24 protein-coding genes are annotated in these 23465 nt (G+C 71.7%); 11 read left to right on the forward strand and 13 right to left on the reverse strand.

The features are described 5' to 3' along the window. Nucleotides 1-57: 57 nt before the first annotated feature. Nucleotides 58-582: a hypothetical protein gene (locus AB0J53_RS27965; RefSeq protein ID WP_364177663.1), complete on the forward strand. Its 525-nt coding sequence runs from the start codon at nucleotides 58-60 to the stop codon at nucleotides 580-582. A 37-nt stretch (nucleotides 583-619) separates the two neighbouring features. Here AB0J53_RS27965 and AB0J53_RS27970 read toward each other — a convergent pair whose 3' ends face one another. The 4 genes from AB0J53_RS27970 to AB0J53_RS27985 form a co-directional block, all read right to left on the reverse strand. Then, nucleotides 620-2524 (reverse strand): serine hydrolase domain-containing protein, encoded by a 1905-nt coding sequence (locus AB0J53_RS27970; RefSeq protein WP_364177666.1) that lies wholly within the window; start codon nucleotides 2522-2524, stop codon nucleotides 620-622. A 122-nt stretch (nucleotides 2525-2646) separates the two neighbouring features. Continuing rightward, nucleotides 2647-2895 (reverse strand): hypothetical protein, encoded by a 249-nt coding sequence (locus AB0J53_RS27975; protein ID WP_357589255.1) that lies wholly within the window; start codon nucleotides 2893-2895, stop codon nucleotides 2647-2649. Beyond that, a complete protein-coding gene (locus AB0J53_RS27980) occupies nucleotides 2892-3224 on the reverse strand; it encodes a winged helix-turn-helix domain-containing protein (protein WP_357589253.1) in 333 nt (110 codons plus the stop codon). Before AB0J53_RS27980 ends, AB0J53_RS27975 begins: the two co-directional genes overlap by 4 nt. Before the next feature lie 123 nt (nucleotides 3225-3347). Beyond that, the gene (locus AB0J53_RS27985) at nucleotides 3348-3728 is read right to left on the reverse strand and encodes a helix-turn-helix domain-containing protein (protein ID WP_219509353.1); all 381 of its coding nucleotides are present in this window, start codon (nucleotides 3726-3728) and stop codon (nucleotides 3348-3350) included. A 97-nt stretch (nucleotides 3729-3825) separates the two neighbouring features. Between AB0J53_RS27985 and AB0J53_RS27990 the strand changes: the two genes are divergently transcribed. Continuing rightward, nucleotides 3826-4230 carry a RidA family protein gene (locus AB0J53_RS27990; RefSeq protein ID WP_357589251.1) on the forward strand — a complete coding sequence of 135 codons (405 nt, stop codon included), beginning with the start codon at nucleotides 3826-3828 and terminating at the stop codon, nucleotides 4228-4230. Between the two features lie 24 nt (nucleotides 4231-4254). Here AB0J53_RS27990 and AB0J53_RS27995 read toward each other — a convergent pair whose 3' ends face one another. Beyond that, nucleotides 4255-5199 carry a LysR family transcriptional regulator gene (locus AB0J53_RS27995; protein WP_364177671.1) on the reverse strand — a complete coding sequence of 315 codons (945 nt, stop codon included), beginning with the start codon at nucleotides 5197-5199 and terminating at the stop codon, nucleotides 4255-4257. 103 nt (nucleotides 5200-5302) lie between these two features. On the opposite strand from AB0J53_RS27995, the gene dnaE reads away from it, so the two are divergent. Further along, nucleotides 5303-8848, forward strand: coding sequence for a DNA polymerase III subunit alpha (gene dnaE / locus AB0J53_RS28000; protein ID WP_364177674.1), 3546 nt, complete (start codon nucleotides 5303-5305; stop codon nucleotides 8846-8848). Between the two features lie 32 nt (nucleotides 8849-8880). On the opposite strand, the gene AB0J53_RS28005 is transcribed toward dnaE, so the two are convergent. Together AB0J53_RS28005 and AB0J53_RS28010 are read right to left on the reverse strand one after the other, a co-directional pair. Further along, complete coding sequence (locus tag AB0J53_RS28005; RefSeq protein ID WP_364177677.1) at nucleotides 8881-9330, reverse strand: hypothetical protein; 450 nt, start codon at nucleotides 9328-9330, stop codon at nucleotides 8881-8883. A 384-nt stretch (nucleotides 9331-9714) separates the two neighbouring features. Continuing rightward, nucleotides 9715-10584: a PhzF family phenazine biosynthesis protein gene (locus tag AB0J53_RS28010; RefSeq protein ID WP_364177680.1), complete on the reverse strand. Its 870-nt coding sequence runs from the start codon at nucleotides 10582-10584 to the stop codon at nucleotides 9715-9717. Between the two features lie 97 nt (nucleotides 10585-10681). Between AB0J53_RS28010 and AB0J53_RS28015 the strand changes: the two genes are divergently transcribed. After that, nucleotides 10682-12118, forward strand: coding sequence for a PLP-dependent aminotransferase family protein (locus AB0J53_RS28015; RefSeq protein WP_364177683.1), 1437 nt, complete (start codon nucleotides 10682-10684; stop codon nucleotides 12116-12118). A 9-nt stretch (nucleotides 12119-12127) separates the two neighbouring features. Here AB0J53_RS28015 and AB0J53_RS28020 read toward each other — a convergent pair whose 3' ends face one another. Beyond that, nucleotides 12128-12718, reverse strand: a complete 591-nt coding sequence (locus AB0J53_RS28020; RefSeq protein ID WP_364177686.1) for a hypothetical protein — start codon at nucleotides 12716-12718, stop codon at nucleotides 12128-12130. Nucleotides 12719-12788: 70 nt separating this feature from the next. Then, a complete protein-coding gene (locus AB0J53_RS28025) occupies nucleotides 12789-13865 on the reverse strand; it encodes a right-handed parallel beta-helix repeat-containing protein (protein WP_364177689.1) in 1077 nt (358 codons plus the stop codon). A gap of 222 nt (nucleotides 13866-14087) precedes the next feature. Between AB0J53_RS28025 and AB0J53_RS28030 the strand changes: the two genes are divergently transcribed. Genes AB0J53_RS28030 through AB0J53_RS28040 form a run of 3 tightly spaced genes read left to right on the forward strand, consistent with a single transcriptional unit; the run spans nucleotide 14088 to nucleotide 15989 of the window. Beyond that, the gene (locus AB0J53_RS28030; protein WP_364177692.1) at nucleotides 14088-14651 is read left to right on the forward strand and encodes an RNA polymerase sigma factor; all 564 of its coding nucleotides are present in this window, start codon (nucleotides 14088-14090) and stop codon (nucleotides 14649-14651) included. Continuing rightward, nucleotides 14651-15586 carry a CU044_5270 family protein gene (locus AB0J53_RS28035; RefSeq protein WP_364177695.1) on the forward strand — a complete coding sequence of 312 codons (936 nt, stop codon included), beginning with the start codon at nucleotides 14651-14653 and terminating at the stop codon, nucleotides 15584-15586. The genes AB0J53_RS28030 and AB0J53_RS28035 overlap by 1 nt, the downstream gene beginning before the upstream one ends. 55 nt (nucleotides 15587-15641) lie before the next feature. Then, nucleotides 15642-15989 carry a hypothetical protein gene (locus tag AB0J53_RS28040; RefSeq protein WP_364177698.1) on the forward strand — a complete coding sequence of 116 codons (348 nt, stop codon included), beginning with the start codon at nucleotides 15642-15644 and terminating at the stop codon, nucleotides 15987-15989. A 16-nt stretch (nucleotides 15990-16005) separates the two neighbouring features. On the opposite strand, the gene AB0J53_RS28045 is transcribed toward AB0J53_RS28040, so the two are convergent. Then, the gene (locus AB0J53_RS28045; RefSeq protein WP_364177701.1) at nucleotides 16006-17391 is read right to left on the reverse strand and encodes a hypothetical protein; all 1386 of its coding nucleotides are present in this window, start codon (nucleotides 17389-17391) and stop codon (nucleotides 16006-16008) included. A gap of 286 nt (nucleotides 17392-17677) precedes the next feature. Here AB0J53_RS28045 and AB0J53_RS28050 point away from each other — a divergent pair, with 286 nt between their 5' ends. Continuing rightward, on the forward strand, nucleotides 17678-18037 hold the full coding sequence (locus AB0J53_RS28050) for a metalloregulator ArsR/SmtB family transcription factor (protein WP_364177703.1): 360 nt from the start codon (nucleotides 17678-17680) through the stop codon (nucleotides 18035-18037). Between the two features lie 175 nt (nucleotides 18038-18212). Here AB0J53_RS28050 and AB0J53_RS28055 read toward each other — a convergent pair whose 3' ends face one another. Both AB0J53_RS28055 and AB0J53_RS28060 read right to left on the reverse strand, forming a co-directional pair. Next, a complete protein-coding gene (locus AB0J53_RS28055; protein WP_364177705.1) occupies nucleotides 18213-19010 on the reverse strand; it encodes an alpha/beta hydrolase in 798 nt (265 codons plus the stop codon). Nucleotides 19011-19184: 174 nt separating this feature from the next. After that, nucleotides 19185-19592 carry a hypothetical protein gene (locus AB0J53_RS28060; RefSeq protein WP_364177708.1) on the reverse strand — a complete coding sequence of 136 codons (408 nt, stop codon included), beginning with the start codon at nucleotides 19590-19592 and terminating at the stop codon, nucleotides 19185-19187. A 107-nt stretch (nucleotides 19593-19699) separates the two neighbouring features. Here AB0J53_RS28060 and AB0J53_RS28065 point away from each other — a divergent pair, with 107 nt between their 5' ends. Both AB0J53_RS28065 and AB0J53_RS28070 read left to right on the forward strand, forming a co-directional pair. Continuing rightward, nucleotides 19700-20374, forward strand: a complete 675-nt coding sequence (locus AB0J53_RS28065; protein ID WP_364177711.1) for a winged helix-turn-helix transcriptional regulator — start codon at nucleotides 19700-19702, stop codon at nucleotides 20372-20374. A gap of 49 nt (nucleotides 20375-20423) precedes the next feature. Continuing rightward, the gene (locus AB0J53_RS28070) at nucleotides 20424-21269 is read left to right on the forward strand and encodes an MBL fold metallo-hydrolase (RefSeq protein ID WP_364177714.1); all 846 of its coding nucleotides are present in this window, start codon (nucleotides 20424-20426) and stop codon (nucleotides 21267-21269) included. Nucleotides 21270-21309: 40 nt separating this feature from the next. Here the strand turns inward: AB0J53_RS28070 and AB0J53_RS28075 are convergent, their stop codons facing one another. Beyond that, the gene (locus tag AB0J53_RS28075) at nucleotides 21310-22086 is read right to left on the reverse strand and encodes a MerR family transcriptional regulator (RefSeq protein WP_364177717.1); all 777 of its coding nucleotides are present in this window, start codon (nucleotides 22084-22086) and stop codon (nucleotides 21310-21312) included. A gap of 144 nt (nucleotides 22087-22230) precedes the next feature. Here AB0J53_RS28075 and AB0J53_RS28080 point away from each other — a divergent pair, with 144 nt between their 5' ends. Next, nucleotides 22231-23457, forward strand: a complete 1227-nt coding sequence (locus AB0J53_RS28080; RefSeq protein WP_364177720.1) for a serine hydrolase domain-containing protein — start codon at nucleotides 22231-22233, stop codon at nucleotides 23455-23457. The last annotated feature ends 8 nt before the right edge of the window (nucleotides 23458-23465 follow it).

Genomic DNA, 23465 nt, shown 5'->3' on the forward strand with positions numbered 1-23465 from the left:
ATCACCGGCCAGCCGACATATGGTGTCTCCGCCGTCCGTCTCTCGGTGGAGGTAGTGATGACCGATTCGGTGCCGTTGCGCCCGCCTGTCCTGGTCCGCCACTTCGACACGATCGTCGACGCCGGGCTCGCCGCCGGCACCGTGGTCCTGTTCGTCGCCGTCGCGCTGGGCACGGGCGTGGCCTCGCCCTGGCAGCCGTGGCCCGGTGTGATCCCGGTGGCGCTGGGCCTCGGCGGCCTGCTGTTCCTGCGCCGCCGCCGGCCGATGACCGTGCTGCTGCTGTCGATCGCGGTGCTGGCGTTCTACCACGCCGGGGAATGGTCCCCCGCCGGGTGGATCTGGCCGCTGTCGGTCGCGTACGTGACCGCCGCCGCCACCCCGCACGTCCGCTGGGTCGCCGGCATCGGCGTCGCCCAGCTCGCCTATTCCGCTGTCGACGCCTGGTGGATCGTCGAGCGGAACCTGGAGCGCTACCTGATCCACACCGTCGGGGAGGCCGCCCTCCTGGCCCTGCTCATCACCGGCGGCATCGCCTGCGCCGCGACCCGCCGCTGGCGCGCCCGCCAGCCGGAGCGGCCCTGACCTGCCGTCGCTCGTCGCCGAGCTGCTGGATGTCTCGTCAGCCGATCAGGTTGTACGCCGCCGCCACGCTCAGGTAGGCCAGCGCCGCCAGGGTGACGACGCTGTGGTGCGCCCGTCCGGCGAGGGTCCACCAGCCCTTGCGCCAGGCGAACGCGACCGTGACCACCTGGGCGGCGGTCGCGACCGCGGCCAGGAGGGGCAGGGTGGTGATGGCCGTGAACAGCGGGCTGCCGCCGAGGAAGAAGTCGGCCTGGTTGGCGTCGAAGTCGGCGACCATCGCCACGAGCGAGCCGGCCGAGGCCGTGACGAGCGCCGCGGTGAGCCAGCCCGGCAGCCCGGCCGGCCGGGGTGCGGGCGCGGGGGAGCGGCGGCGTGCCCGCCGGACGGCGAAGGCGACGGGCCAGCCCACCGCCGACAGCACCAGGACGGTCAGGCTGACGCCGAGCAGGCCGAGATGCAGCGAGGGCGACTGGTACCAGGCGAGCCGTTCCAGCGGCCCGGCCGGGTTCTCGGTGGCGAGCAGCCTGTCCGCGCCGAACCGGATCGTCCGGTAGCCGTTCTTCTCGCGGAACAGGCCGGGCGCGATCTGCGTCCACTGCCGGGTCTCCGGCGCCCCGAGCGCGGTCGCGCCGGTGGTCGTCAGCGTTCCGTCCGCGGCGGCGGTCACGGTCGTGACGCTGGTGAGCGAGCTCACCTTGCCGAGGTCGGTCATGTCGGCCGCCAGCGCGGTGCGGTACGAACCGGCGTACCCGGCCGGGTCGGGCAGCGGGCCGGCGGGCTCCGCCGCGGGGGCCGGGGCGGCGGCGAAGCGGTCGGCGAAGGCGTTGACCAGCGCCCACGCGGAGTCGGGGCCGCCCTTGCCGTTGCCGTTGTAGGAGGCGTAGATGCCGATGTCACGGTCGGGGACGAGCGCGAGGACGGCGAAGTAGCCGGGGATGTTGGCCCGGTGCACGAGCAGTCGGCGGCCGTTCCTGGTGTGCTCCTGGAAGCCGTACGCCATGCCGGAGGTTCCTTCGGCGTTGCCGAACTGCCGGGTGTGCATCAGGCGCGCGGTCTCCGGCTTGAGGATCTTCCCGCCGTCGTCCAGGTGGGCCAGCATGAAGGCGGCCATGTCGGTCGCGGTGGAACGGAACCCGGCGCCGTGCGGCGGCATGTGCCCGTACTTCGCTCCCGTGGCCCTGACCTGGCGGTCGCCGCTCAGCCGGTAGCCGGGCGCGAGGGCGCGGCCGATGGGGCCGGGCTCCGGCTGGGCCAGGGTGGAGCGCGTCATGCCCAGCGGGGCGAAGATGTTCCGCTGGACGTACTCGTGGAAGGGCATGCCCGAGCGGAGCTCGACCAGGTGGCCGGCCAGGCCCATGCCGTAGTTGGAGTACACCGCGCGGGTGCCGGGCGGGCGGATGCGGCGGGGCTGGTGGCCGGCGAGATGCTCGCCGAGCCGGTGCACGTCCTGCGCGGTGGCCGCGCCGGTGCCGAAGTCGCCGCCGGCGAAGCCCGCGCTGTGGGTGAGCAGGTGGGCCGCGGTGACCGGTTTGCCCGGGTAGGCGTCCTCGATCTTGAAGTCCGTGAGGTACTCGTTGACGTCGGCGTCCAGGTCGATGCGGCCCCGTTCGACGAGCTGCATGACGGCGGTGGCGGTGATCAGCTTGGCCACCGAGGCGGGGGCGAAGACGGTCTCGGCGGCGTCCACGGGACGGCGCGTCTCCACCTCGGCCACGCCGTAGCCCTGGGCGAAGACCTGACGGCCCCCGGCCACCACGGAGACGGCCGCGCCGGGAATCCGGTGTTCGGCCAGTTGCCGGGTGACGAACGTGTCGGCGAAGTCCCGTACGGACTGCGCCGGGCTCTCGGCGGCGGCGGGGGCGGTGACGCTCAGGAACGAGACGGCGGCGCCCAGTGCGCACACCAGGGCACGCCGACGGGATGGTTTGCGTTCGAGCAGCATGAGCTGCTCTCCTTTCCTAGGGAACACGTACGCGTCAAGGCACGCCGTTCAGGCGTGGTCGTGCGGTTTCCGCTGTCCGGGGGCGAGTTGCCGCTCGCTCCCGGACCTCGTTCACAGGTGGTTCAGTCGACGCTGCGCAGGATCCGCTCCACCGCCGCGACCCTCTCGGTCAGCTCCGCGAGCCTGGTCTGCACCTGGTCCTGCTTCTGTACGGCCTGCTCGGTGAGCTCCCGGTACCGGGCCATTTCGGCCGCCAGGACGTCCGTGCGATGCCGTTCGAAGCGGAAGTAGAACGCCAGGCAGGCCGTGATGCTCCCGAACAGGATCAGCATGACCGCGATGGGGATCACGATGGAACCGACGTCGATCACTGCGGGGTCTCCTGCACGTGGTGGGGTCCTTCCTCGTCGTCCGCGCGGAGGGCCGCGAGGACGGTGCCGATGTTCAGGGTGAGCTCGAAGGGCAGCAGCCGGAGATACTTCATCGCCTTGCCGTCGGCCGACAGCTCAAGCTGCCCTTCGACCAGCCGGGCCTTCTCCAGCCGCTCCAGATGCATGTAGAGCAGCGGGCGGGACACGCCGACGCGGCGGGCCAGCTCGCTGACGTGCACACGCTCTCCGGCGAGCTCGGCCAGGATGCGCAGCCGCACCGGGTGCCCGAACGCGGCCAGCAGCTGGAGCAACTCTTCACTGGTCAGCATGCCGTCCTTTGTGCGCGCCGGTTTTCACCTGTTAGTTGAGTCTGACAGGTGGAAGATGGAGCGTCAAACATTGCGTTCGGTCATGCCCTCCGGGCACCGGCGGGCGCCGAGGCGTGGCAGGCGTCAGGCGTCGAAGCGGCGCCGGGCGGACTCGATGTGCCCGAAGTGCTCGTGGGTCCAGCCGCAGAGCAGGTCCACCGTGGCGCGCAGGGCCTGGCCGGGCCCGGTGAGCGTGTACTCGACCCGTGGCGGCACCGTCGGATACACCTTCCGCTCGGCCAGGCCGTTGCGCTCCAGCATGCGCAGGTTCTGCGTGAGCATCTTGTGGCTGATGCCCTCGACCTCGGTCCGCAGCTCGCTGAACCGCAGGGTGCGCTCGCCGAGCGCTTCGATGATCAGCAACGCCCACTTGTTGGCGACGTCCGAGAAGATCTCCCGCGCCAGGGAGTCGGCGCGCCGCAGATCCGCTTCGTCGGACAGGTTGCTGAGCTCTTTGGTCACCATCAGGTTCCCCAGTCACTGAAAAGTGCGTTCTTCCATGTCAGCGCACACTCTCCTACAGTTCCTGAGTAACCGCAAGAAACTATCGATGGAGAAGATCGTGGCTGTTACGCTCATCAACCCCGAAGGACACGTCCGCGTGCCGCTCTACCACCACGTCGCGGTGGCGACCGGAAGCAGGCACGTCCACCTCGCCGGTCAGGTGGCCTGGGACGAGAACGGCGCGCTGGTCGCGCCCGGCGACCTGGCCGGGCAGGTCGCCCAGGTCTACCGCAACGTCGCCAAGGCGCTCGGCGCGGCGGGGGCGACGTTCCACGACGTCGTCCGTTTCACCTGGTACGCCGCCGGCTGGAAGAGGGAGATGTACGACGCCTTCAACGCGGGCGTCGAGCAGGCGGCGCGCGAGTTCGACCTCGCCACGCCGCCGGCCGCGCTGATCGGCGTCGACATCCTCTTCGAGCCCGGCATCCTCGTCGAGGCCGAGGTCACCGCGATCGTCGACTGAGCCGCGTCACCCCGAGACAGGCCCTCAGGGGAGGAAGGCGGCGCGGTCGGCAGCGGGCAGCCATTGGCGTCCGGGGTCGAACGGGCGGAACCGGTCCCTGACGAAGCGGGCGAGCGACGTCAGCAGCGGATGGTCGTTGTGCCGCCGGCGGAGCAGCGAACAGGGATACACGGGGACCGGGTCGACCACCGGGATCTGCACGGTGCGCGCATGGCTGGGCAGGCGGCACCACTCGCCGACGAGGCCGACGCGCTCGCCTGAGGCGATCCCCTCGACGTAGTACTCCCAGCCGAAGTCGGGGCCCGAGTCGTCGATGTGGACGCCGAACTCGGCGCCGAACAGGTTCCAGAAGTCGGCCCACTCGCTGCCGGCGGCGTTGCCCGGCATCCATACGGTCATGCCCGCCAGCCGCCCCGTCTCCACCTGCGGCAGAGCGGCCAGGGGATGGTCGCGGCACACCAGCAGGTGCGCCTGCTCCAGGTAGGCGGGGCTGGACACCAGGTCGTCGCCCAGCGGCCCGCAGGCCCGGGCGAAGGCCGCGTCCACGGACCCGTTCGCCAGCGAGGCGCGCGCGGAGCGCAGCCCGTTGGAGGTGACGATGTCGATCTCGGCGTCCGCGGTGACCTGGTGGAAGGCGCGGATCACGTCGATGGAGGCCAGCCGGGTGTCCAGGACGTCGACGCGCAGGGTCCGCCGCCGGTTGCGCAGCATCTCGGCCGCCTGGTCGGCCAGGCCGACGAGGGCGCGGGCGTGGTTGAGGAACGCCCGGCCGTCCTGGGTGGGCTCGGCGCCGACGCGCGTGCGGGACAGCAGCCGTACGCCGAGGTCCGTCTCCAGTTTCGCGATGCGCTTGGAGACGGCCTGCTGGCTGATGCCGAGCGTGGCGGCGGCCTCGCTGAAGTAGCGCTCGTCGGTGACGGTGACGAAGGCGCGGACGGCCGCGAGGTCCAGGTCAACTGGTGGTACCACCGTTGGTTGTGGGCGGGCGGCGTGTCGGTTGTTGGACAACCCGGCTTCCTCTCGGGTCGAATGCGGGGTCTTCGCCGCAGCGTACAACCAGGGGGAGTGGATAGTGACGGGGTCCTTCGTGCATCTCCACGTGCACACCGAGTACAGCATGCTCGACGGCGCGGCCAAGGTCGGCCTGCTGATGGAGGAGGTGGCGCGGCTCGGCATGCCGGCCGTGGCGATGAGCGACCACGGCAACGTGCACGGGGCGTACGAGTTCCACCAGAAGGCGCGCAAGGCGGGCATCAAGCCGATCATCGGCATCGAGGCGTACGTCGCCCCCGCCTCCAGGCACCACCGCAAGCCGGTGTACTACAGCGACGACCTCTCGCTGCGCCGTTCCGACGACGAGACCGGCGAGGGCGGGGACGTCTCCGGGCGCGGTCTGTACACGCACATGACGATGTGGGCGGCCGGTGCTCAGGGCCTGCGTAACCTCTTCCGGTTGCAGTCCCGGGCCTGGCTCGAAGGACACGTCCAGAAATATCCGCGCATGGATGACGAACTGCTCGCCGAGCACGGCCAGGACATCATCGCCACGACCGGCTGCCCCTCCGGCGAGGTGCAGACCCGGCTCCGGCTCGGCCAGTACGACCAGGCCGTCGCGGCCGCCGCCCGCTACCGCGACATCTTCGGCCCGGACAACTACTTCCTGGAGCTGATGGACCACGGCCTCGCCATCGAGCGCCGGGTCCGCGACGACCTGCTGAGGCTCGGCAAGGAGCTCGACCTGCCGCCCCTGGCCACCAACGACTCCCACTACGTCACGGAGAACCAGGCCCAGGCCCACGACGCGCTGCTGTGCGTCGGCACCGGCAAGCGGCTCGCCGACCCCGACCGCTTCCGCTTCAGCGGCAGCGGCTACTACGTCAAGCCCGCCGAGGAGATGCGCGCGTCGTGGGACGCCGAGGTGCCGGGCGCCTGCGACAACACGCTGCTGGTCGCCGAGCGGGTCGGCGACTACGGGGAGGTGTTCGCGCACCGCGACCTGACGCCGCGCTTCCCCGTACCGGAAGGCGAGAGCGAGTCGAGCTGGCTGCGCAAGGAGACGCTGGAGGGGGCGCGCCGCCGCTACGGCGGCCGGCCGTCGCAGGAGGTGCTGGACCGGATCGACTACGAGCTGTCGGTCATCGACGCGATGGGGTTCCCCGGCTACTTCCTGGTCGTCGCCGACATCTGCCGGTACGCCCGCGAGCACGGCATCGGCCTGGGCCCCGGCCGGGGCTCGGCCACCGGCTCGATGGTCGCCTACTGCACCGGCATCACCCAGCTGGACCCGATCGAGCACAAACTGATCTTCGAACGCTTCCTCAACCCCGAGCGCGTCTCCATGCCGGACGTCGACCTCGACTTCGACGACCGCCGGCGGGACGAGATGATCGACTACGTCACCCGCAGGTACGGCGACGACCGGGTCTGCCAGATCGTCACGTTCGGCACCATCAAGGCCAAGGCCGCCATCAAGGACTCGTGCCGGGTGCTGGGCCTGCCGTACGCGCTCGGCGACCGCATCACCAAGGCGTTCCCGGCGGCGGACGGCGGCAAGGAGATCCCGCTGGCCGCCATCCACGACCCCGGCCACCCCCGCCACGGCGAGGCCGCCGAGCTGCGCCAGATGTACGAGCAGGACCCCGACGTCACCAGTGTGATCGACGCCGCCACCGGCATCGAGGGCCTGACCCGGGGGACCGGCATCCACGCCGCCGGCGTGATCCTCTCCAGCGAGCCGCTCATCGACGTGATCCCCCTGGTCAAGCCGAAGACGGACGGGCCCGTCATCACCGGCTTCCCCTTCACCCAGGCCGAGGAGATGGGCCTGCTGAAGATGGACTTCCTCGGCCTGCGCAACCTCACCGTCATCGGCGACGCCATCGCGAACGTCCGCGCCAACAAGGGCGTCGAGCTCGACGTCCTGGAGATCCCGCTCGACGACGCCGCGACGTACGAGCTGCTGGCCCGCGGCGACACGCTCGGCGTCTTCCAGCTCGACAGCGGCGGCATGCGGGTGCTGCTGAAGCTGATGCAGCCGACCACGTTCACCGACATCGCCGCGGTGAACGCGCTGTACCGGCCCGGCCCGATGGAGATGAACGCCCACACCAACTACGCGCTGCGCAAGACCGGCAGGCAACCGGTCGAGCCGATCCACCCCGAGCTGGAGGAGGCGCTGGAGCCCATCCTGGGCGACACGTACCACCTGGTGGTCTTCCAGGAGCAGGTGATGGCCATCGCCCAGCAGCTCGCCGGCTACTCACTCGGCGCCGCCGACATGCTGCGCCGGGCCATGGGCAAGAAGAAGAAGGAGGTCCTGGACGCCGAATGGGACCGCTTCTCGGCGGGCATGCGCGGGCGGGGCTTCTCCGAGGAGGCCGTCAAGGCGGTCTGGGACGTCCTGGTGCCGTTCAGCGGCTACGGCTTCAACAAGTCGCACACCGCCGGCTACGGCCTCGTCTCCTACTGGACCGCCTACCTCAAGGCCAACCACCCGTGTGAATACCTGGCGGCGCTGCTCACCTCCGTCGGCGACGACAAGGACAAGATGGCCGTCTACCTGGCCGACTGCCGCCGCGCGGGCATCAAGGTGCTGCCCCCGGACGTCAACGCCAGCCGCCAGGACTTCGCCGCGGTCGGCGCCGACATCCGCTTCGGCCTGGGAGCCGTCCGCAACGTGGGCACGGGCGTCGTGGACGCGATCGTCACCGCCCGGGAGGCCAAGGGGCACTACACCGACTTCAACGACTTCCTCACCAAGGTCCCCGCCGTCGTCTGCAACAAGCGCGTCATCGAGTCCCTGGCCAAGGCCGGTGCCTTCGACAGCCTGGGCCATCACCGCCAGGCCCTCGTCGCGGTGCACGAGCAGGCCGTCGACGCGGTCGTCGACCTCAAGCGCAACGAGGCCCACGGCCAGGACTCGCTGTTCGGCGAGCCCGGCCGGAGCAGCGCGTTCTCGACTGCGATCCCGGAGGGCGAGTGGGACCGCGCCACCCTGCTCGCCTTCGAACGCGAGATGCTCGGCCTGTACGTCAGCAGCCATCCGCTCGACGGCGCCGAACACGTCCTCGACGCCAACCGCGACACCACCATCGCCGAGCTGCAGACCTCCGGGCGGCAGGACGCGCCCGTCCGCATCAGCGGCATCGTCTCCGGCCTGCAACGCAAGATCACCAAACAGGGCAGCCCCTGGGCGATCGTCACCCTCGAGGACCACGACGCCGCCGTCGAGTGCCTCGTCTTCCCCAAGACCTACACCCTGTACGGCGAAGCGCTGGCCGAGGACCGGGTGATCTCCGTACGGGGACGGGTCAACGTCCGCGACGAGACGCTGAGCGTGTACGGCGAGGAGATCAAGGTCCTCGACGTGTCACACGCGAACGCCGAGCCGCCCGTGGTGCTCTCGATCCAGGAGAGCCGCCTGAACGCGCGCGTCGTCTCGGAGCTCAAGCAGATCCTGTCCGCCCATCCCGGCCGCGCCCCCGTCCACGTCCGCCTGCACCGCCAGGGCGCCAAAGGGCTGCTGCTGAACCTGCAGCCCTTCCGCGTCGCCCCGGAGCCGGCCTTCTACAGCGACGTCAAGGCCCTGCTCGGCCCAGGAGCGATCTGGCAGGGCTGACCCGGCGGCCCGCAGTCGTGGCGCTTCGGCGGTCAGGTCCAGGTGGTGCTCGTCAGGACGTGGCCGTCGCACGCCAGCAGGGCCCGCGAGACGCGGCCGTGGAGGTTGTTGCCGATCTTCGTGTAGGCGTAGGTGACGCCCGGGTCGACGGTCTCCGAGACCCAGCCGTCGGCGCGGGCGGCGCCGGAGTTGGAGCGTTCCAGGACGGCGGCGCAGTTGGTGCGGGAGTTCTCGATGCGGGCGAACGAGCCGCACCGGTCGGAGTAGAAGTACTTCAGGGCCATGCCGCCGGCGGTCCTGGTCGGCCCGACCTGCCGGAAGGTGCCGGCGCAGCCGCCGACGGTCGGGTACTGGCCCTCGAACCCGTAGGCGCCGTAGTTGCCGCCCGAGAACGACGCGGCGTCGGCGGTGAGCGGGGTGAGCGCCAGCAGCGCGGCGGCGCCCGAGGCGGTCAGCAGGGTCTGGAACGATCGGCGGCGCATGCGAACCTCTTTCGTCAGCGGGCTGGGCGGCCATCGCGTGATCCTCCGCGTGGTGCGCACGTCAAGACCGATGGCCGCAGACATCAGTGTGACGTCCTCACAGCCGCTGACCAGGCAGATCGAGACCGGGGACTCCTACTTGTCGCGCCGCCGCCCTCGTTCCAGGAGGGCGAGGGCGGTCTCGGCGGCGGCGGGGTCCTGCGGGCCGACGCCGATGAGCTTGGCCACCGTGACGTCCTCCGGCGTGCGGCGTCCGGGAACGCGGGCCGGCAAGGACGTCGCCGATCTCGCCGTCCACGCGGCCGGCGCTCACCTCTCCGGCGTCGACGACGGCGCGGATCCGGCCGGCGGTGTGGAGCGGGAGACTGGGCATGGGCGGAGTCCTCATCCGGGCAGGGTGTCCAGGGTTCCCCGGGCCACCGCGGTCACGTGTCCGCCGACGCGGACGTTGTGCAGGTCTTCGGGCCGGCCCTGCGGCAGGACGGTGAGCAGGCTCGGCCGGCCGGCGAAGCGCCCCTGCCGCAGCACGAACTCCGCCTCGGCGGGGACGAGGCGGTGCCTGGCCAGATAGGCGCCGACGCAGCCTGCGGCGCTGCCGGTCGCGACGTCCTCCAGGACGCCGTCGTTGTTCCAGTGGCGGCCTTCGAGGGCCTCGACGTCGACCAGGTACGCGAACTGCGCGCCATGACGGGCGAGCAGATCCGCGAAGTCGTCGCGGACGATCCTCGCCCCGGCCAGACCTCCCGCCACCGGGACGACGAGGTAGCGCAGCCCGGTGGAGACGACCTCCAGGGGAAGGTCGGCGAGCGCGGTCTCCGGCAGGCGCAGGGCCGTGGCGATCTCCCGCCTGCCCCCGGCCGGCACGGTCGCGAGGAACTCCGGCCTGCCCTGGTCCACCGCGGCGTGGTGCCCGGCGGCCGTACGGTGGGTGGTCACCACGACGGTCCTGTGGCGCAGGCGGAACCGCCACCGCCGCGGGCCGGGATCGCCGTCGCGCTCGTGCAGGACGGCGGCCGCCCCGAGGACGGGGTGCCCGGCGAAGTCCAGCTCCTCGAAGAGGTCGAACACCCGGGCCCGGACCTCTCCGGCCTCGCCGGGCTCGCTCAGGAAGATCGTCTCGAAGTGCCGGAGCTCCTGGGTGATCGCGAGCATCTGGGCGCCGGACAGGCCCGGGTGTCCGGGGAAGACGGCAAGGCTGTTGCCGGTGTACGCCGTGGCGGCGAACACGTCGACATGGCGGTAGCTCAGGGGCATCAGGGTTCCCGGGGTCGGCGCGAGGGCGGGTGGATACCTCGACGCTAGGCGGGGACGGCACGTCCGGTCATGGTCCAATCCCGTTAAAGTGGCCTATATGACTGGCATGGTGCGGCGCGTACCGGCGTCGCACTTCCCGCGCCTGCTCGGTGACTGGCGCGCCGGCGACGGGCCGCTCGCCGAGCGGCTGGCCGTGGCCGTGGAGAAGGCCGTCCAGGACGGCCGGCTGCCGCTGGGGGTGCGGATGCCCGCCGAACGCCTGCTCGCCGGCGAGCTCGGGCTGGCGAGGGGCACCGTGGCCGCGTCCTACCACCTCCTGCGGGCCGCCCAGCTGATCACCACCCGGACCGGCTCCGGCAGCACCACCTGCCTGCCGCCCCGGCTGCACGACCGTCTGTCGCCGTGGGACAGCGACCGAGGTCAGGCCGGCAGGGACGGCGCGGAGCTCGACCTGACCAGAGCGGAGCCCGCCGCGCCGTTCGACGAGCTCCTCCAGGCGGTGCACGCGGCGGCCGACGCCCTGCCCGCCGTCCTGCTGCACGACACCTCCGGCGGCGTCGGACCGTCAGCGCTGCACACCGCCATCGCCGACGCCCACACCGCCCAGGGGTTCGCGACCCGCGCCGGGAACGTGCTGCTGACCAGCGGCGCCGACGCCGCGCTGAGCCTGCTCGGCGCGGCCTTCCTGCGCCCGAACAGCAGGGTCGTGGTGGACTCTCCCACCTACCCGGGTGCGCTCGCCGTGTTCCGCTCCGCCGGCGCCAGGCTCGTCGCGCAGCCCCTCGGCTCCGGCGGCTGGGACATCCCGGCCCTCGACCACACCCTCCAGGCGGCCCGGCCGTCCCTCGTCTACCTGATCCCGGACTTCCACAATCCCACCGGCCTGCTGATGAGCGAGGACGAGCGTGGTGAGCTGCGGAGCCGCCTGCGCCGCCATGACACGATGGTCGTCTTCGACGAGACCATGCGGGAGCTCGACCTGCGCGAGCGCGCCGCCCCGCCGCCTCGCGTCGTCACGCGGGCCGACGATCGCGGCGTCGTCCACGTGGGCTCCCTGAGCAAGTCCCTGTGGCCGGGCCTGCGGGTGGGATGGATCCGCGCCCACCCCGACGTCGTCCGCCGTCTGGCGGCGCTCCCTCTCGCGGCCGCCCTCGCCCCCTCACCGTTCGACCGGCTCCTCGCGACCCGGCTGATGGAACGCCAGGAGACGATCGTCGATCGTCGGCGCGCCCAGCTGCGCGCCCAGCGCGACCATCTGGTCTCCCGCCTGTCCGCGCTGCCGTGGTGCCGCTTCCGGACGCCGCAGGGCGGCCTGTCGCTGTGGCTCGAACTCCTCGATGCCGACTCCAGCCGGCTGGCCGCCCTCGCGGCCACCCGCAATCTCTCGCTCACCCCGGGCTTTCATTTCTCGCCCGACGGCGCCCTGGGCCACTACCTGCGGCTTCCCTTCACCCTCCCGCCGGAGGCGCTCGACGCCGCCGTCGACAGGCTCATCGAGACCCACGCCGCCCTGTACGAGCCGGGCACGCGGTGAACGGCCCGGTCACGCCAGGACCGACACGAGGATCACCGTCATGACGACGGCGAGCACGACCCCGGCGACGGCGAACGCGATCCGATAGGGATGGCGCTCGGGCCAGGACACCAGGCCCGGGTACGTCCTGGCCAGCTCGGCGGCGTCGACCGGGCGATCAGGGCCGCCGCACGGCACGCCGAGCGCGTTCACCAGCCGGTCGATGTCCGCACGCGCGTAGCCGCCGGCGGGCACCCGCATGAGCAGGCTGCGGTCGGCGTCGAGCACGAACAGCGTGTCGCCGGGCGACCCCCGCGGCGCGACGAGGGTCGCCCGCACCACCTCCGCGACGCGCGACCGTGACCGGCGCCGCTGGTAGAACAGCCCCCGCAGGACGATCTCCCGCGACGTCAGGACGATCCGGGCCCGGACGAAGGCGCAGATCCCCAGGAGGATCGGCACGGCGAAGAAGGCGCCCACGATCGGGGCGAACACCGTCGGGGCGTCGCCGGCCAGGACGGCGGCGACGATGAGCACGGCGGCCACCAGTGCGGCGACCAGGAAGATCGCCCCCTTCCTGGCGTCCGGCCGCAGAACGAGCTCACCCTGTATCTCTCGCACGCCAAGATCCCCCTTTTGCTCTCCTTCCCTAACTTGCCTCACCAGGAGTGGTGCTCCGGCCATGCGGGGTTCAGGGGGTGACGGGGATGTTCGTCAGCCCGGAGACGGCGTTGGTGACGGTGTTGGAGGAGTGCACCACGTTGGGGCGGGCCCGGCACTTCGAGGTGGACGTGATCCTGATGGCGTAGGCGCCCACGCCGCCCAGGTCGGAGCGGTTCCCCCGCCACACGTTGCCGCAGCCGTTGGTGAACGACGGGCTGGTCGCCGGGTTGTGGGTCTCGTAGCCGTTGGCGAGGACGCCGGGCGAGGAGAAGGTGCCGGTGTTCCCCTCGATCAGGTAGCCGATGCCCTTCACGTCGATCCAGGAGTCGGCCGAGTTCTGCCCCGACAGGCCCCGGCCGTCGAAGGTGTTGCCCCGGATGACGCCGTCGTGGGTGCCCTCCTTGACGTCGACGTGCTCGGCGGTGACGCCGGGCCCCAGGACGTTGTCCAGCACCTGCACCCGGTCGCTGCGGTCCACGCCGCCGGAGTTGCCGTGGCAGGACCAGTTGGAGTTGGCCGAGCCGATGTAGACGGCTTCGCCGTACCCGGGCTTGACCGAGCCGGTGTTGTCGATACGGGAGTTCTTGACGACCCCGTCGGAGGACGACCTGCGGAAGTGCACGGCCTCCTCCTCGATGTGATGAACGTGGACGCCGTCGATGGTCACGTGCCGGGAGTCGTCGAGGACGATTCCCTTCTTCGAGTCCTTGACGGTGAAGCCGGTCAGCTTCCAGTGGGGCGCGCCGTAGAGCCACAGGCCGTAGCCGGAGTCCCAGCCGTTGCCGGGGGCGGGGCACGAGGGGGCCTGTCCCGACGGACCGTCGTTGACCAGCACGGCGGTGGCGGGCCCGGTCAGCGTGATCGGCGCGGACGCGGTGCCGTCGCGCTCGGCCACGAAGGCGCCCCGGTACTCGCCGGGCGCCAGCCGGATCGTCTGCCCCGGCTGAGCGCCCGCCAGCGCGGCGACCAGCCCGGCGGAGGTGGAGACGTCCACGGTCGTGACGGTGGCCGAAGCGCAGACAGGCTGCGCGGCCAGGGTGAGCGCGGTGGCGCCGGCCGCCACGAGCAGACGGCGACGTGCGGGTTCGTACACCACAGGTAGCATCGACGCTCCTGACATGGGGGGTGTCGGGGGTCATTAGGAGAGTTTCCTAACTTGACGCGGAGCGTAAGCGGGACGGCACTCCTCTGCAAGCCCTCGATGCAAAAAGTCCGATCTGATCCAGCCCACAGGTTAGGAACCCTTATTAAGGCGAACGGCATCGGGAACCCGGTGACGCCCTTCGGGAGACAGCACGGTGAAACACCCACTCACGAAGGAGAGGCGTTGAGCGCTGAGACGGTCGAGATCGACGACGGAGAGCTGATCCGTCGTTCGGCGCACGACCCAGAGCAGTTCGCCGCGCTGTTCGATCGCTACGCCAAGCAGATCCATCTGTACGCGGCCCGGCGGCTCGGCACGCAGGCTGCCGACGACATCGTGGCCGAGACGTTCCTGGCGGCCTTCCGCAGGCGCGGCACGTACGACACGTCGTGCGCGCTGGCCAGGCCGTGGCTGTACGGGATCGCCACGACGTTGATCGCCAGGCACCGGCGGCAGGAGGAACGGCTGCTGCGGGCGCTGAGCCGCACCGGCGTGGACCCGCTGCCCGAGGCGCTGGCCGACACCGTGACGCGCCGGGTGACGGCCCAGGGCAGGGAGCCTGAGCTGGCGGGGGCGCTGGCGTCGTTGCCCCGAGGTCATCGGGACGTGCTGCTGCTGGTGGCGTGGGAGGACATGTCGTACGAGGAGGTGGCGCGAGCGCTGGACATCTCGGTGGGGACCGTACGGTCACGCCTGCACCGGGCGCGGAAGAAGGCCAGGCACGTACTCGGGGACGAGGAGCTGTGATGAACGTGATCAAGGAGTTCCGCCGGAACACCCCGGCGATGACCGACGAAGCCGCGGCCGCGGCCAGGACCCGGCTGATGACGGCGATCCACGAACCGGAGGCCACACGCAAGTCGACCTCGTCCGGCACGAGAAGGTTCGGCTGGCGGATCGCGGTGGCGGCGGCTCTGGCCCTGGTCGTCGGCGGGACCGTCGTGACGCTCAGGGACGAGCCGGGCATGGCACCGGTGGCCAGCGTGACCGAGCTGGGCGAGCGCGCCGCCCGTGCGGCCGAGAACGATCCGATGCCCGCGCCGGGCCCCGGACAGTGGCTCTACACCAAGGAACTGCAGCTGACCGGGGTCGAAGGGGACGTCGACCGAGACCGGCGTGACACCTGGGAACGGTGGACAAGCGTGGACGGCAAGCGGTCGGCCTGGTACCAGGGCGGCAAGCTGATGTTCCAAGGCAGCGCGATTTTCAACCCGGCTGAGCTGGCCAAACCGCCTGTCACCCCGCCGGGGGTGATCGCCAGGATCAAGGCGGCCATCCTCGACGAGGACCGCCGGGGGCCGCAGGAGCTGAACGGCCACGTCCCGCCGGTGATGCTCTTCATGGAGATCAACCAGCTCATCTCCGAGCAGTGGCTCGCCCCCGAGGTGCGGGCCGCGCTCTTCCGCGCGCTGCCCACGATCGAGGGCATCACGGTGACCCAGGATGTGCCCGTCGCCGACGGACGGCGAGGCGTCGCGTTCAGCATCACCGAGGCCGAGGCGCGGAGCTATCTCGTCCTGGACCCGCAGACCTTCCGGTATTTGGGCACCAACTCGACGCGGCTGCAGGATCGGACCTACGAGTGGGCCGATGGCAGTAAGGAGACCTTCAAAGCGGGCACGGTGGGCCTGACGGCGCAGCTGGAAGCCACGATCGTGGACCAGCCCGGCCAACGCTCCTGACCACGGCGGCATCCCGGGCCGCACGCGGGCCCGGCCGCAGGGCTACCGTCGAGGCATGACCCACGACCTCGCCCCCGGCCTGGGCTGGGTGCCTTCCTCCTGCACCCTGCCCAGCGCCGAGCAGCCGCTTCGCGTGGCCGAGTTCGACGCCCTGTTCGCCGACGCGGTGCGGGGTGTGGCACGGCCGGAGCGCACCCGGCTGCGCCTGGAGCTCGTCCTCAGCCCGGAGAACGCCGCCCGGGCCGCCGAGCTGGCGGCCCGGGAGAACGGCTGCTGCTCCTTCTTCACCTTCGGCCTCTCCATCGCCGCCGGCAGCCTGACGCTGGACGTGGCGGTGCCGGAAGAGCACGTCGAGGTGCTGGACGCGCTCCAGGCCCGCGTGGGAGCCGTGGCCCCGCTCTGAGCCCGGGCCGAGGCGGTCAGGGGAGTGTGGAACCGGCCGCGTTCCCGCCAGTGGCGGGGAACGGGATGACCGCGCGTACCTTGCCGCCCGGGCTGTGCTGGATCAGTTCGCTGCCGCGTTCGAGCCGTACGTGACCGAGGCCGTGGCGGGACAGCAGGTCGCGCAGGCGGACCTCGGCCTGATGCCAGAGGGTCGCGTGGGCGGGGTGCAGCCGGACGCGCAGCGTGGCCGGCGCGGTCTGGACGATCTGGAACAGTTCCAGGCCGGGCACCGCCTCCAGCAGCGTGGCCAGCGGCAGCGGTGCGAGGGTGACTGTCGCCTGTTCGTCCCCGGCGCCGGGGAAGGTGAGCAGGTCGGCGGCGCGGCCCTGGACGCGGACCGCCGGGCCGGGCCGGCCGCACGGACACGGATCGGGCCGGAGCAGGACGCTGTCGCCGAGGTCGTAGCGCAGGATCGGCTGCACGCGGTTGGCCAGGTTGGTCAGCAGCACGGTGTGCGAGGGCTCGCCCGGGGCCACCGGCCGGTACTGCTCGTCTACGGGTTCGAGGACGGCCCAGTCGGCGTTGAGGTGCATCCAGCTCTGCGAGCAGCCGTAGGACAGGAAGGGGCACTCGTTGCAGGCGTAGCTGGTCCGTACCTTCGCTCGCAGGGCGGCCGCGACGCGCGCGTACTCGCCGACGGGCAGTCCTTCGGCGGTGAGCAACACCAGGGCCGGGTTGATGCGCAGCCGTCCGGCTTCCGCCTCGCCGGCCAGCAGGGCGCCGACACTGGCATAGGGGGCCAGCACCGCTGGGCGGAAGTCGTTGAGCTCGGCCACCAGATCCGGCAGCGGCTGGTGCACGCTGAAGGCGGCGACGCGGGAGCTGCCGCGTAGCCGGGCGGCGGCCACGGTGGAGGCGAAATGCCCGCCTTCGGGTATCACCAGCGCCACCCGGCCGCCGCCCCGCGCGATGCGGGCCACGTCCCGTACGCTCAGCGAGCCGGTCAGCAGCCGCGCCATCATCGCGGAGGTCACCGCCGTCGCGCGGGCGTCCTGGAGGAAGATGCCGTGCGTGCCGGTGGTGCCGGAGGTGGTGGACAGGGTGTATCGGCCGGCGAACGGCCGGCCGATGCGCGCCGGGTCGTCGGCGAAGGCTCGTGCCTGTGCCAGGGTGACGGCCGGGTCGGTGACCCAGTCGTCGAAAGCGGCCATCAGCTCGCGCTTGCCGGTGGGCGGCAGCAGCGCCAGGTCGGCCGCGTCGGCCGGCAGGTCCCGGTACAGGCACCGGTAGTAGGGGGAGTGGGTGCGCGCCCAGGTCACGAGCTCGCTCACGCGGGCCCCCTGCCGGGCGGCCATCGCCTGCTCGCCGCCTGCTTTGGCGGAGCGGGCGTCGGCCAGCAGCCGCAGCGTCGAGGTGTTCATGATCCTCTGGTGTCCCTTCCGGTGGCACCGCGTGCAGGCGGTGTACGGACCCGGCCGGGCACCTGCGGGGAGGGACTCGGCCAGGCATGACTGCGTGGCCGAAGGTCTCGTCCACCGGCCGGTGACCGGTCCCCGCCACCGGAGAACGCGAGGTTCTCAGCGTGTCGACGTGCGGGCGTTGCGGACTACTCCCCTTCGGAGTGTCCCCATCCTCCACACATTTCGGAAGTCGCGCAAGTGTCGAAATGTAGGGGGTGGGCCCTCGGCGCGGGACAATGGAGGAACGATGTCGACCTCTCCCACCACGGGTTCAGCTGGAGCCGAGCGCCCGTCGCCGCCCCCGGCGCAGCTGAGGGCGGCGGCCGGGACGTTCGCCCTGCTGGCCAGCCCGGTACGGCTGCACCTGATGTGGCTGATCACCCACGGCTCGTATGACGTCAGCACGCTGGCCGGGCACGCGGGCATCAGCATCGCCACGGTCTCCCAGCACCTGGCCAAGCTCCGGCTGGCCGGGCTGATCACCGCGAGCCGGGACGGCCGCCGGACGCTGTACGCGGTGGATGACCCGCATGTGGTCACGCTGATCGGCCAGATCTTCGACCACATCGCCCCCGACGGAAGCCTGGCTCCCGATCCTCCCCGATAGCTTGCCCGGCCCGGGTCGCCCAGCGGGCAGCCGGTGCCTAGCCGGGTGCCGAGGCGGCCACATGGGCGGCGTAGACGTCCGGTGGGTTGGCGACGCACACCATCTCGGTGTCCTACTCGGCCCGGTTGGAAGAGCCGGCATCACGTCCCCGGCGGCCTTCGCAGGGTGGTGTCCGTCACCGGGTGCCGGGAGGGGCGTCGATGAAGTCGCGGGTGAGCGCGATGAGCCGGCTCGGGTCGGCGAACCAGTCCATGTGGCCCTCCCCCTCGATCTCGACGAGGCGGCTGTCCCGGATGGCGGCGTGCAGCCGGCGGGAGCCTTCGACCGGGATCATGTTGTCGTCGGCGAACCCGATCACCAGGGTGGGGGCGGTGATGGCGGGCAGCAGCGGGCGGATGTCCACGTTCAGCCCGAGGTCGACCTGGCGGCCGATGCCGGGCGGGGGCCAGGCGTCGGCCAGCGAGTAGGCCAGGCCCTCGTGGCCGAACCGGTCCAGGGCGGCGGCGCCGAAGCCGGTCAGGGTGGAGAAGCGCTTGAACAGCTCGCGGTCGGTGTCCAGGAGCTTGCGCGCGGTCTCGAAGTAGAAGCGGTCGCGGGGGCCGGTGGTGTCCGGCCAGCCCGCGACGAGGACGAGCCTGCGGACCAGCTCCGGGTGGCGCGCGGCGACGGCGGCCGCGGCGACCGCGCCCAGAGAGAACCCCAGCAGGTCCACCGGACCGTCCACCGCCGCCCGGGCGGCCGCGGTGATCTGCTCCGCGATGCCGTCCACGCTCAGCTCGCGCCCGTCGTCGGTGGTCTGCCCGCTGCCGCTGAAGTTGGGGCGGACGACGGTCCGGGTGGCGGTGAAGTGGCCGAAGACGTTGCCGAAGACCTTCTCGGCGTCGCCGCCCATGCCGTGGACCAGGACCAGGCCGGGGCCCTGGCCGTCGACCTCGTAGTGCACCCGTGCGTCCTGCGCGGAGATGAAAGGCATGATCGAAACCCGTCCTTTTAGCGAGAGCTGGTTAAGTGAGCACTAAGATAACGAGTGCTCGTGTAGCAGTCAAATAGATGAGCGCTCGCGTATTCGACGGCGCGGTGCGCAGCAGTCCATGCCGCACCTGGGCAGGCGCGGGCTGCTGCGGCACCGGTCGAAGGGCTGTCCGGGTCAGCCGTTCAGCTGGGCGATCGCTCGCACGGCTTCCTGGTCGTCGGACTGGAGGCGGCCGGCCCAGCCGGCGTTCTCGAGCGGGTAGTGGTTCATCAGGATCAGCGTCTCGTCGGTGTTGGCGAGGCCCTGGTACGCCTCGGCGATCGCGGCATGGATCTTTCCGGCCATGCTCCGCTTGGCGTCCAGGCTGGACAGCTCCGGCGCCTCGAGGAAGCACAGCGGCCGGATCGGCTCGGCGGCGATCCGGCCGTCCTGGGCCACCTGGTCGGGCGCGTACTCGCGGAGCCAGATCCGCACGTCGGGGATGCGGTAGGCGGCGTCGATCGCCTCGGTGATCTGCTTCATCATCTTCTGCTTGGCGTCGGCTCGAACCCCGGTGGGGGCTTCGATGATGAACTGCGGCATGTCCGTTCTCCTCTTTCGGTGACCGTGTGGTTGGACCGTACAACTAGTTGATTGGAAAAAACAACTAGAGAGGTAAGTTTCAGAACTACGGCTGCTAGACTCGCGGCATGGCGGGCAAGCGGAAGTACGACGACGGATGCGCGGTGTCGCACGGGCTCGACCTGATCGGGGAGCGGTGGACGCTGCTGGTGGTGCGCGAGCTGCTTCTCGGCCCCAAACGCTTCACCGACCTGCGCACCGGCCTGCCGGGCGTCAGCCCGGACGTGCTGACCCAGCGACTCCGCGAGCTGGCCGAGGCCGGCATCGTGCAGCGGCGCAAGCTGCCCGCCCCGGCCGGCTCCTGGGTGTACGACCTGACCGAATGGGGCATGCAGCTCGAACCGATCGTCAAGCACCTGGGCCGCTGGGCCAGCCGCTCGCCGAGGCTCCGGCACGACGCCGCGATCGGCGTCGACTCGCTGGTCCTGTCCTTCAGGGCGCTGTTCGCCCCGGAAGCCGCGGCCGGGCTCGACGCCGTCATCGCCCTCACCATGGGCGAGCAGCGCTTCCGCGTCGAGATCGCCGGCGGCCGGCTCGACGCCGCCCGCGGGGAGGCGGAGCACGCGGACGTGGTCATCGGCACCGATCCCGCCACGCTGACCGCGCTGCTGCACGAGGGTCGGCCCGTCGCCGACGCGCTGAAGGCCGGCGACCTGGTGATCGACGGCCCCCTGGACCTGGTCGAACGGTTCCTCGGCCTCTTCCCGCTCCCCGAGCCGGCTCCGCTCCCCGGTCCCCAGTGATCATGTGCGGGTGACCGCCCCGTGCGGAGCGCGTGGCAGGATCGCGGCCATGTCCCTGCGTGTTCCCCGACTCCGGATCGGCTCGGCCGAGATCATCGCCCTGGCCGACGCCGAGGGCCCGTTCTTCTCCCCGCGCGCCGAGGCCTTCCCCGAGGCCACGGCCGCCCAGTGGGCCGAGGCCGACCGCTACGACCCGGGCGCGGTCGACGCCGAGGGCCGCTGGCGGCTCCAGTTCCGCGCGTACGCCATCCGCGGGGACCAGGGCCTCACCGTCGTGGACGCCGGGATCGGCCCGGCGGACAGCCCGGCCGGCTCGTGGGCGCCCGTGCCCGGCAGGCTCCCCGATTCACTCGCGGCCGCGGGCCTCGACCCGGCCGAGGTCGACACCGTGGTGCTCACGCATCTGCACACCGACCACGTCGGGTGGGCGGTCGTGACCGAGGCGGCCGTCCCGCCGGCGGACGGCGCACCCGCGCCCGGCGGCCGTCGCCCGTACTTCCCGAATGCCGACTACCTGCTCCAGCGGGCCGAGTTCGAGGCCCTCGACGCGCTCAACCCGCAGCTTCGCGAGACCCTGACCGACCCGCTGGAGGCGGCCGGCCGGCTCCGGCTTCTCGACGGGGACACGCGGCTGCGCGCCGGGCGCATCGTCGCGACGCCCGGTCACACGCCCGGGCACCAGAGCGTGGTGGTGGGCGACGGGCGCGAGCTGGTGCTCGTCACCGGCGACCTCCTGGTGCACGCGCTCCAGGTCCTCCACCCCGAGCTCGCCTACGCGCACGAGCTCGACCCCGAGGCGGCCAGGCGGTCAAGGAAGCGCATGCTCGACCGCGCGACCGCCACCACGCTGCACCTGGCGACGCCGCACCTGACGGAGCCGTTCGTCGCGGTGTGACCACGGCCGGCTCCGGTGCTCAGGCGACCGCGAACGCCGGTCATTGGCGCGGGACGTCGATGCCCGCCGCGCGTAGTTTCGCCTCGACCAGCGCGTTCAACCGGGCGATGCTCGGCGCTTCGTCCTCCCGGTGGTGGTTGACCAGGCCGTAGCGGGCGGCGGCGTCGGACCGGCTCCGGGACGCGGGCGGCGGCGCCAGCAGCGCGCGGTCGGCCAGCAGCCTGTCGGCCAGCGCGGACGCCAGCTCCTCGATCCGCGGGTCGCCGGGATCCCAGGACATCGCATCGACGCCGCGCTTGGTCAGCTCGACGAGCTCGGGATCGTCAAGCGAGTGTTCGAGCCGGGTCAGGAAGCTCTCGAAGATCTCCGGGACGAGTGCCCGGGCCAGCAGCAGGGCCTCCCGCTGGGCGGCCACGTAGTCAGGGCCGAAGCCGAGTTCGGCGAGCCGCTCCAGGACCGCGCAGGCCCGGTCGGGCAGCAGGGCCCGGTCACCGTGGGCGAGCCGGTGCAGCGTGTCGCGGCGCGCGGTCAGGTCCTCGATCCGCTGGGTGAGCCGCCGCTCGACGTCGTGCAGCGACGCGGCGAACTCCTCGGGGCCGGAGTCGAGCAGGTCACCGATCTCCGCCAGCGGCACACCGGCCTCGGCCAGCGTCCGGACCTGGACCAGCCGCAGCAGGTCGGTCGACCGGTAGCGCCGGTAGCCCGACCCGTCCCGCTCCGGCTCGGCGACCAGGCCGAGCCGGTGATAGTGCCGCACGGTCTTGATCGTGACGCCCACGAACGCCGCCGCCTGACCGATCGTGAGCCCGTCTGCCATCGGCACAGCGTACCGGCGGCCCTCACGTTCACGGGTGACGCGACCGGGTTGACGTTGACCTAAGGGCAGGGTGCACGCTCCCCGCAAGGCCCCTCGGAGGGGCGAACACCACGCCCCCTCGAAGGGGCGAAGACCAGGAGGCTCATGATGGGACAGAGCAACGGCGGCTTCTCCGACGCGGGGCTGCGCAGACTGCGCGAGGTGCTGGCGCGCCATGTCGAGTCCGGGAAGATCCCCGGGCTGGTCGCCCTCGTCAGCAGGGGAGACCGGACCCACGTCGAAGCGCTCGGGACGATGCGGCACGACGGCGGCGCGCCGATGCGCCGGGACACGATCTTCCGGATGGCGTCGGTGTCCAAGCCGGTCACGATGGCCGCGGCGATGGTCCTGCTCGACGAGTGCCGGCTGCGGCCGGACGACCCGGTCGACGAGTGGCTGCCCGAGCTCGCCGACCGGAAGGTGCTGAAGCGTCCCGACGGGCCGCTGGACGACACTGTGCCGGCCGACCGGCCGATCACCGTACGGGACCTGCTCACCTCGACGCTCGGGCTCGGCATGGACTTCGAGCTGCTGAACGCCCCGATCAGGGCCGCGCTCTTCGAGGCGACCGACTACGGCGTGGCGTCCGGACCGGCGCCGGATCCGGACGAGTGGATGCGCCGCCTCGGCGAGCTGCCCCTGTCGTACCAGCCCGGGCAGCGGTGGCAGTACGACCTCAGCCACGAGGTGCTCTGCGTGCTCGTGGCCAGGGTCACCGGCCGGCCGTTCGGGACGTTCCTGCGCGAACGCGTCCTTGACCCGCTGGGCATGATCGACACCGGCCACCACGTGCCCGCCGCCAAGATCGACCGGCTGCCGCCCCTGTACGGGCCCGATCCGCGGACCGGGGAGTTCCTCGTGTGGGACGAGGCCGAGGGCGGGCGGGTCAGCCGGCCCCCGGTGTTCCAGGGCTGCGCGCTGGTCTCCACCGTCGACGACTTCCACGCATTCTTCCGGATGCTGCTGAACCACGGCGTGCACCAGGGGCGGCGGATCCTGTCCCGGCCCGCCGTCGAGCTGATGACCACCAACTGCCTCACGCCCGAGCAGCAGGCCGCCCGCGACAGCATGTACCGGAACATCGCGCACCTGTCGGCCGGGCTCGCGCTGCACGGCGGCTGGGGCTACGGCATGGCGGTGCGCACCCACCGGAGCGACTACGCTCCCGTCGGCCAGTTCGGCTGGGACGGCGGAACCGGCACCACCGTCTACGCCGACCCGGCCAACCAGCTCACGGGAATCCTGCTCACCCAGACCGGGATGTCCACCCCGGCCCCGGCGCGGCTGTTCCACGACTTCTGGACCACCCTCTACCAGGCCCTCGACGACTGAATGCCGGG

This window comes from Nonomuraea sp. NPDC049725 (assembly GCF_040674795.1).
GTDB lineage: Bacteria > Actinomycetota > Actinomycetes > Streptosporangiales > Streptosporangiaceae > Nonomuraea > Nonomuraea ceibae.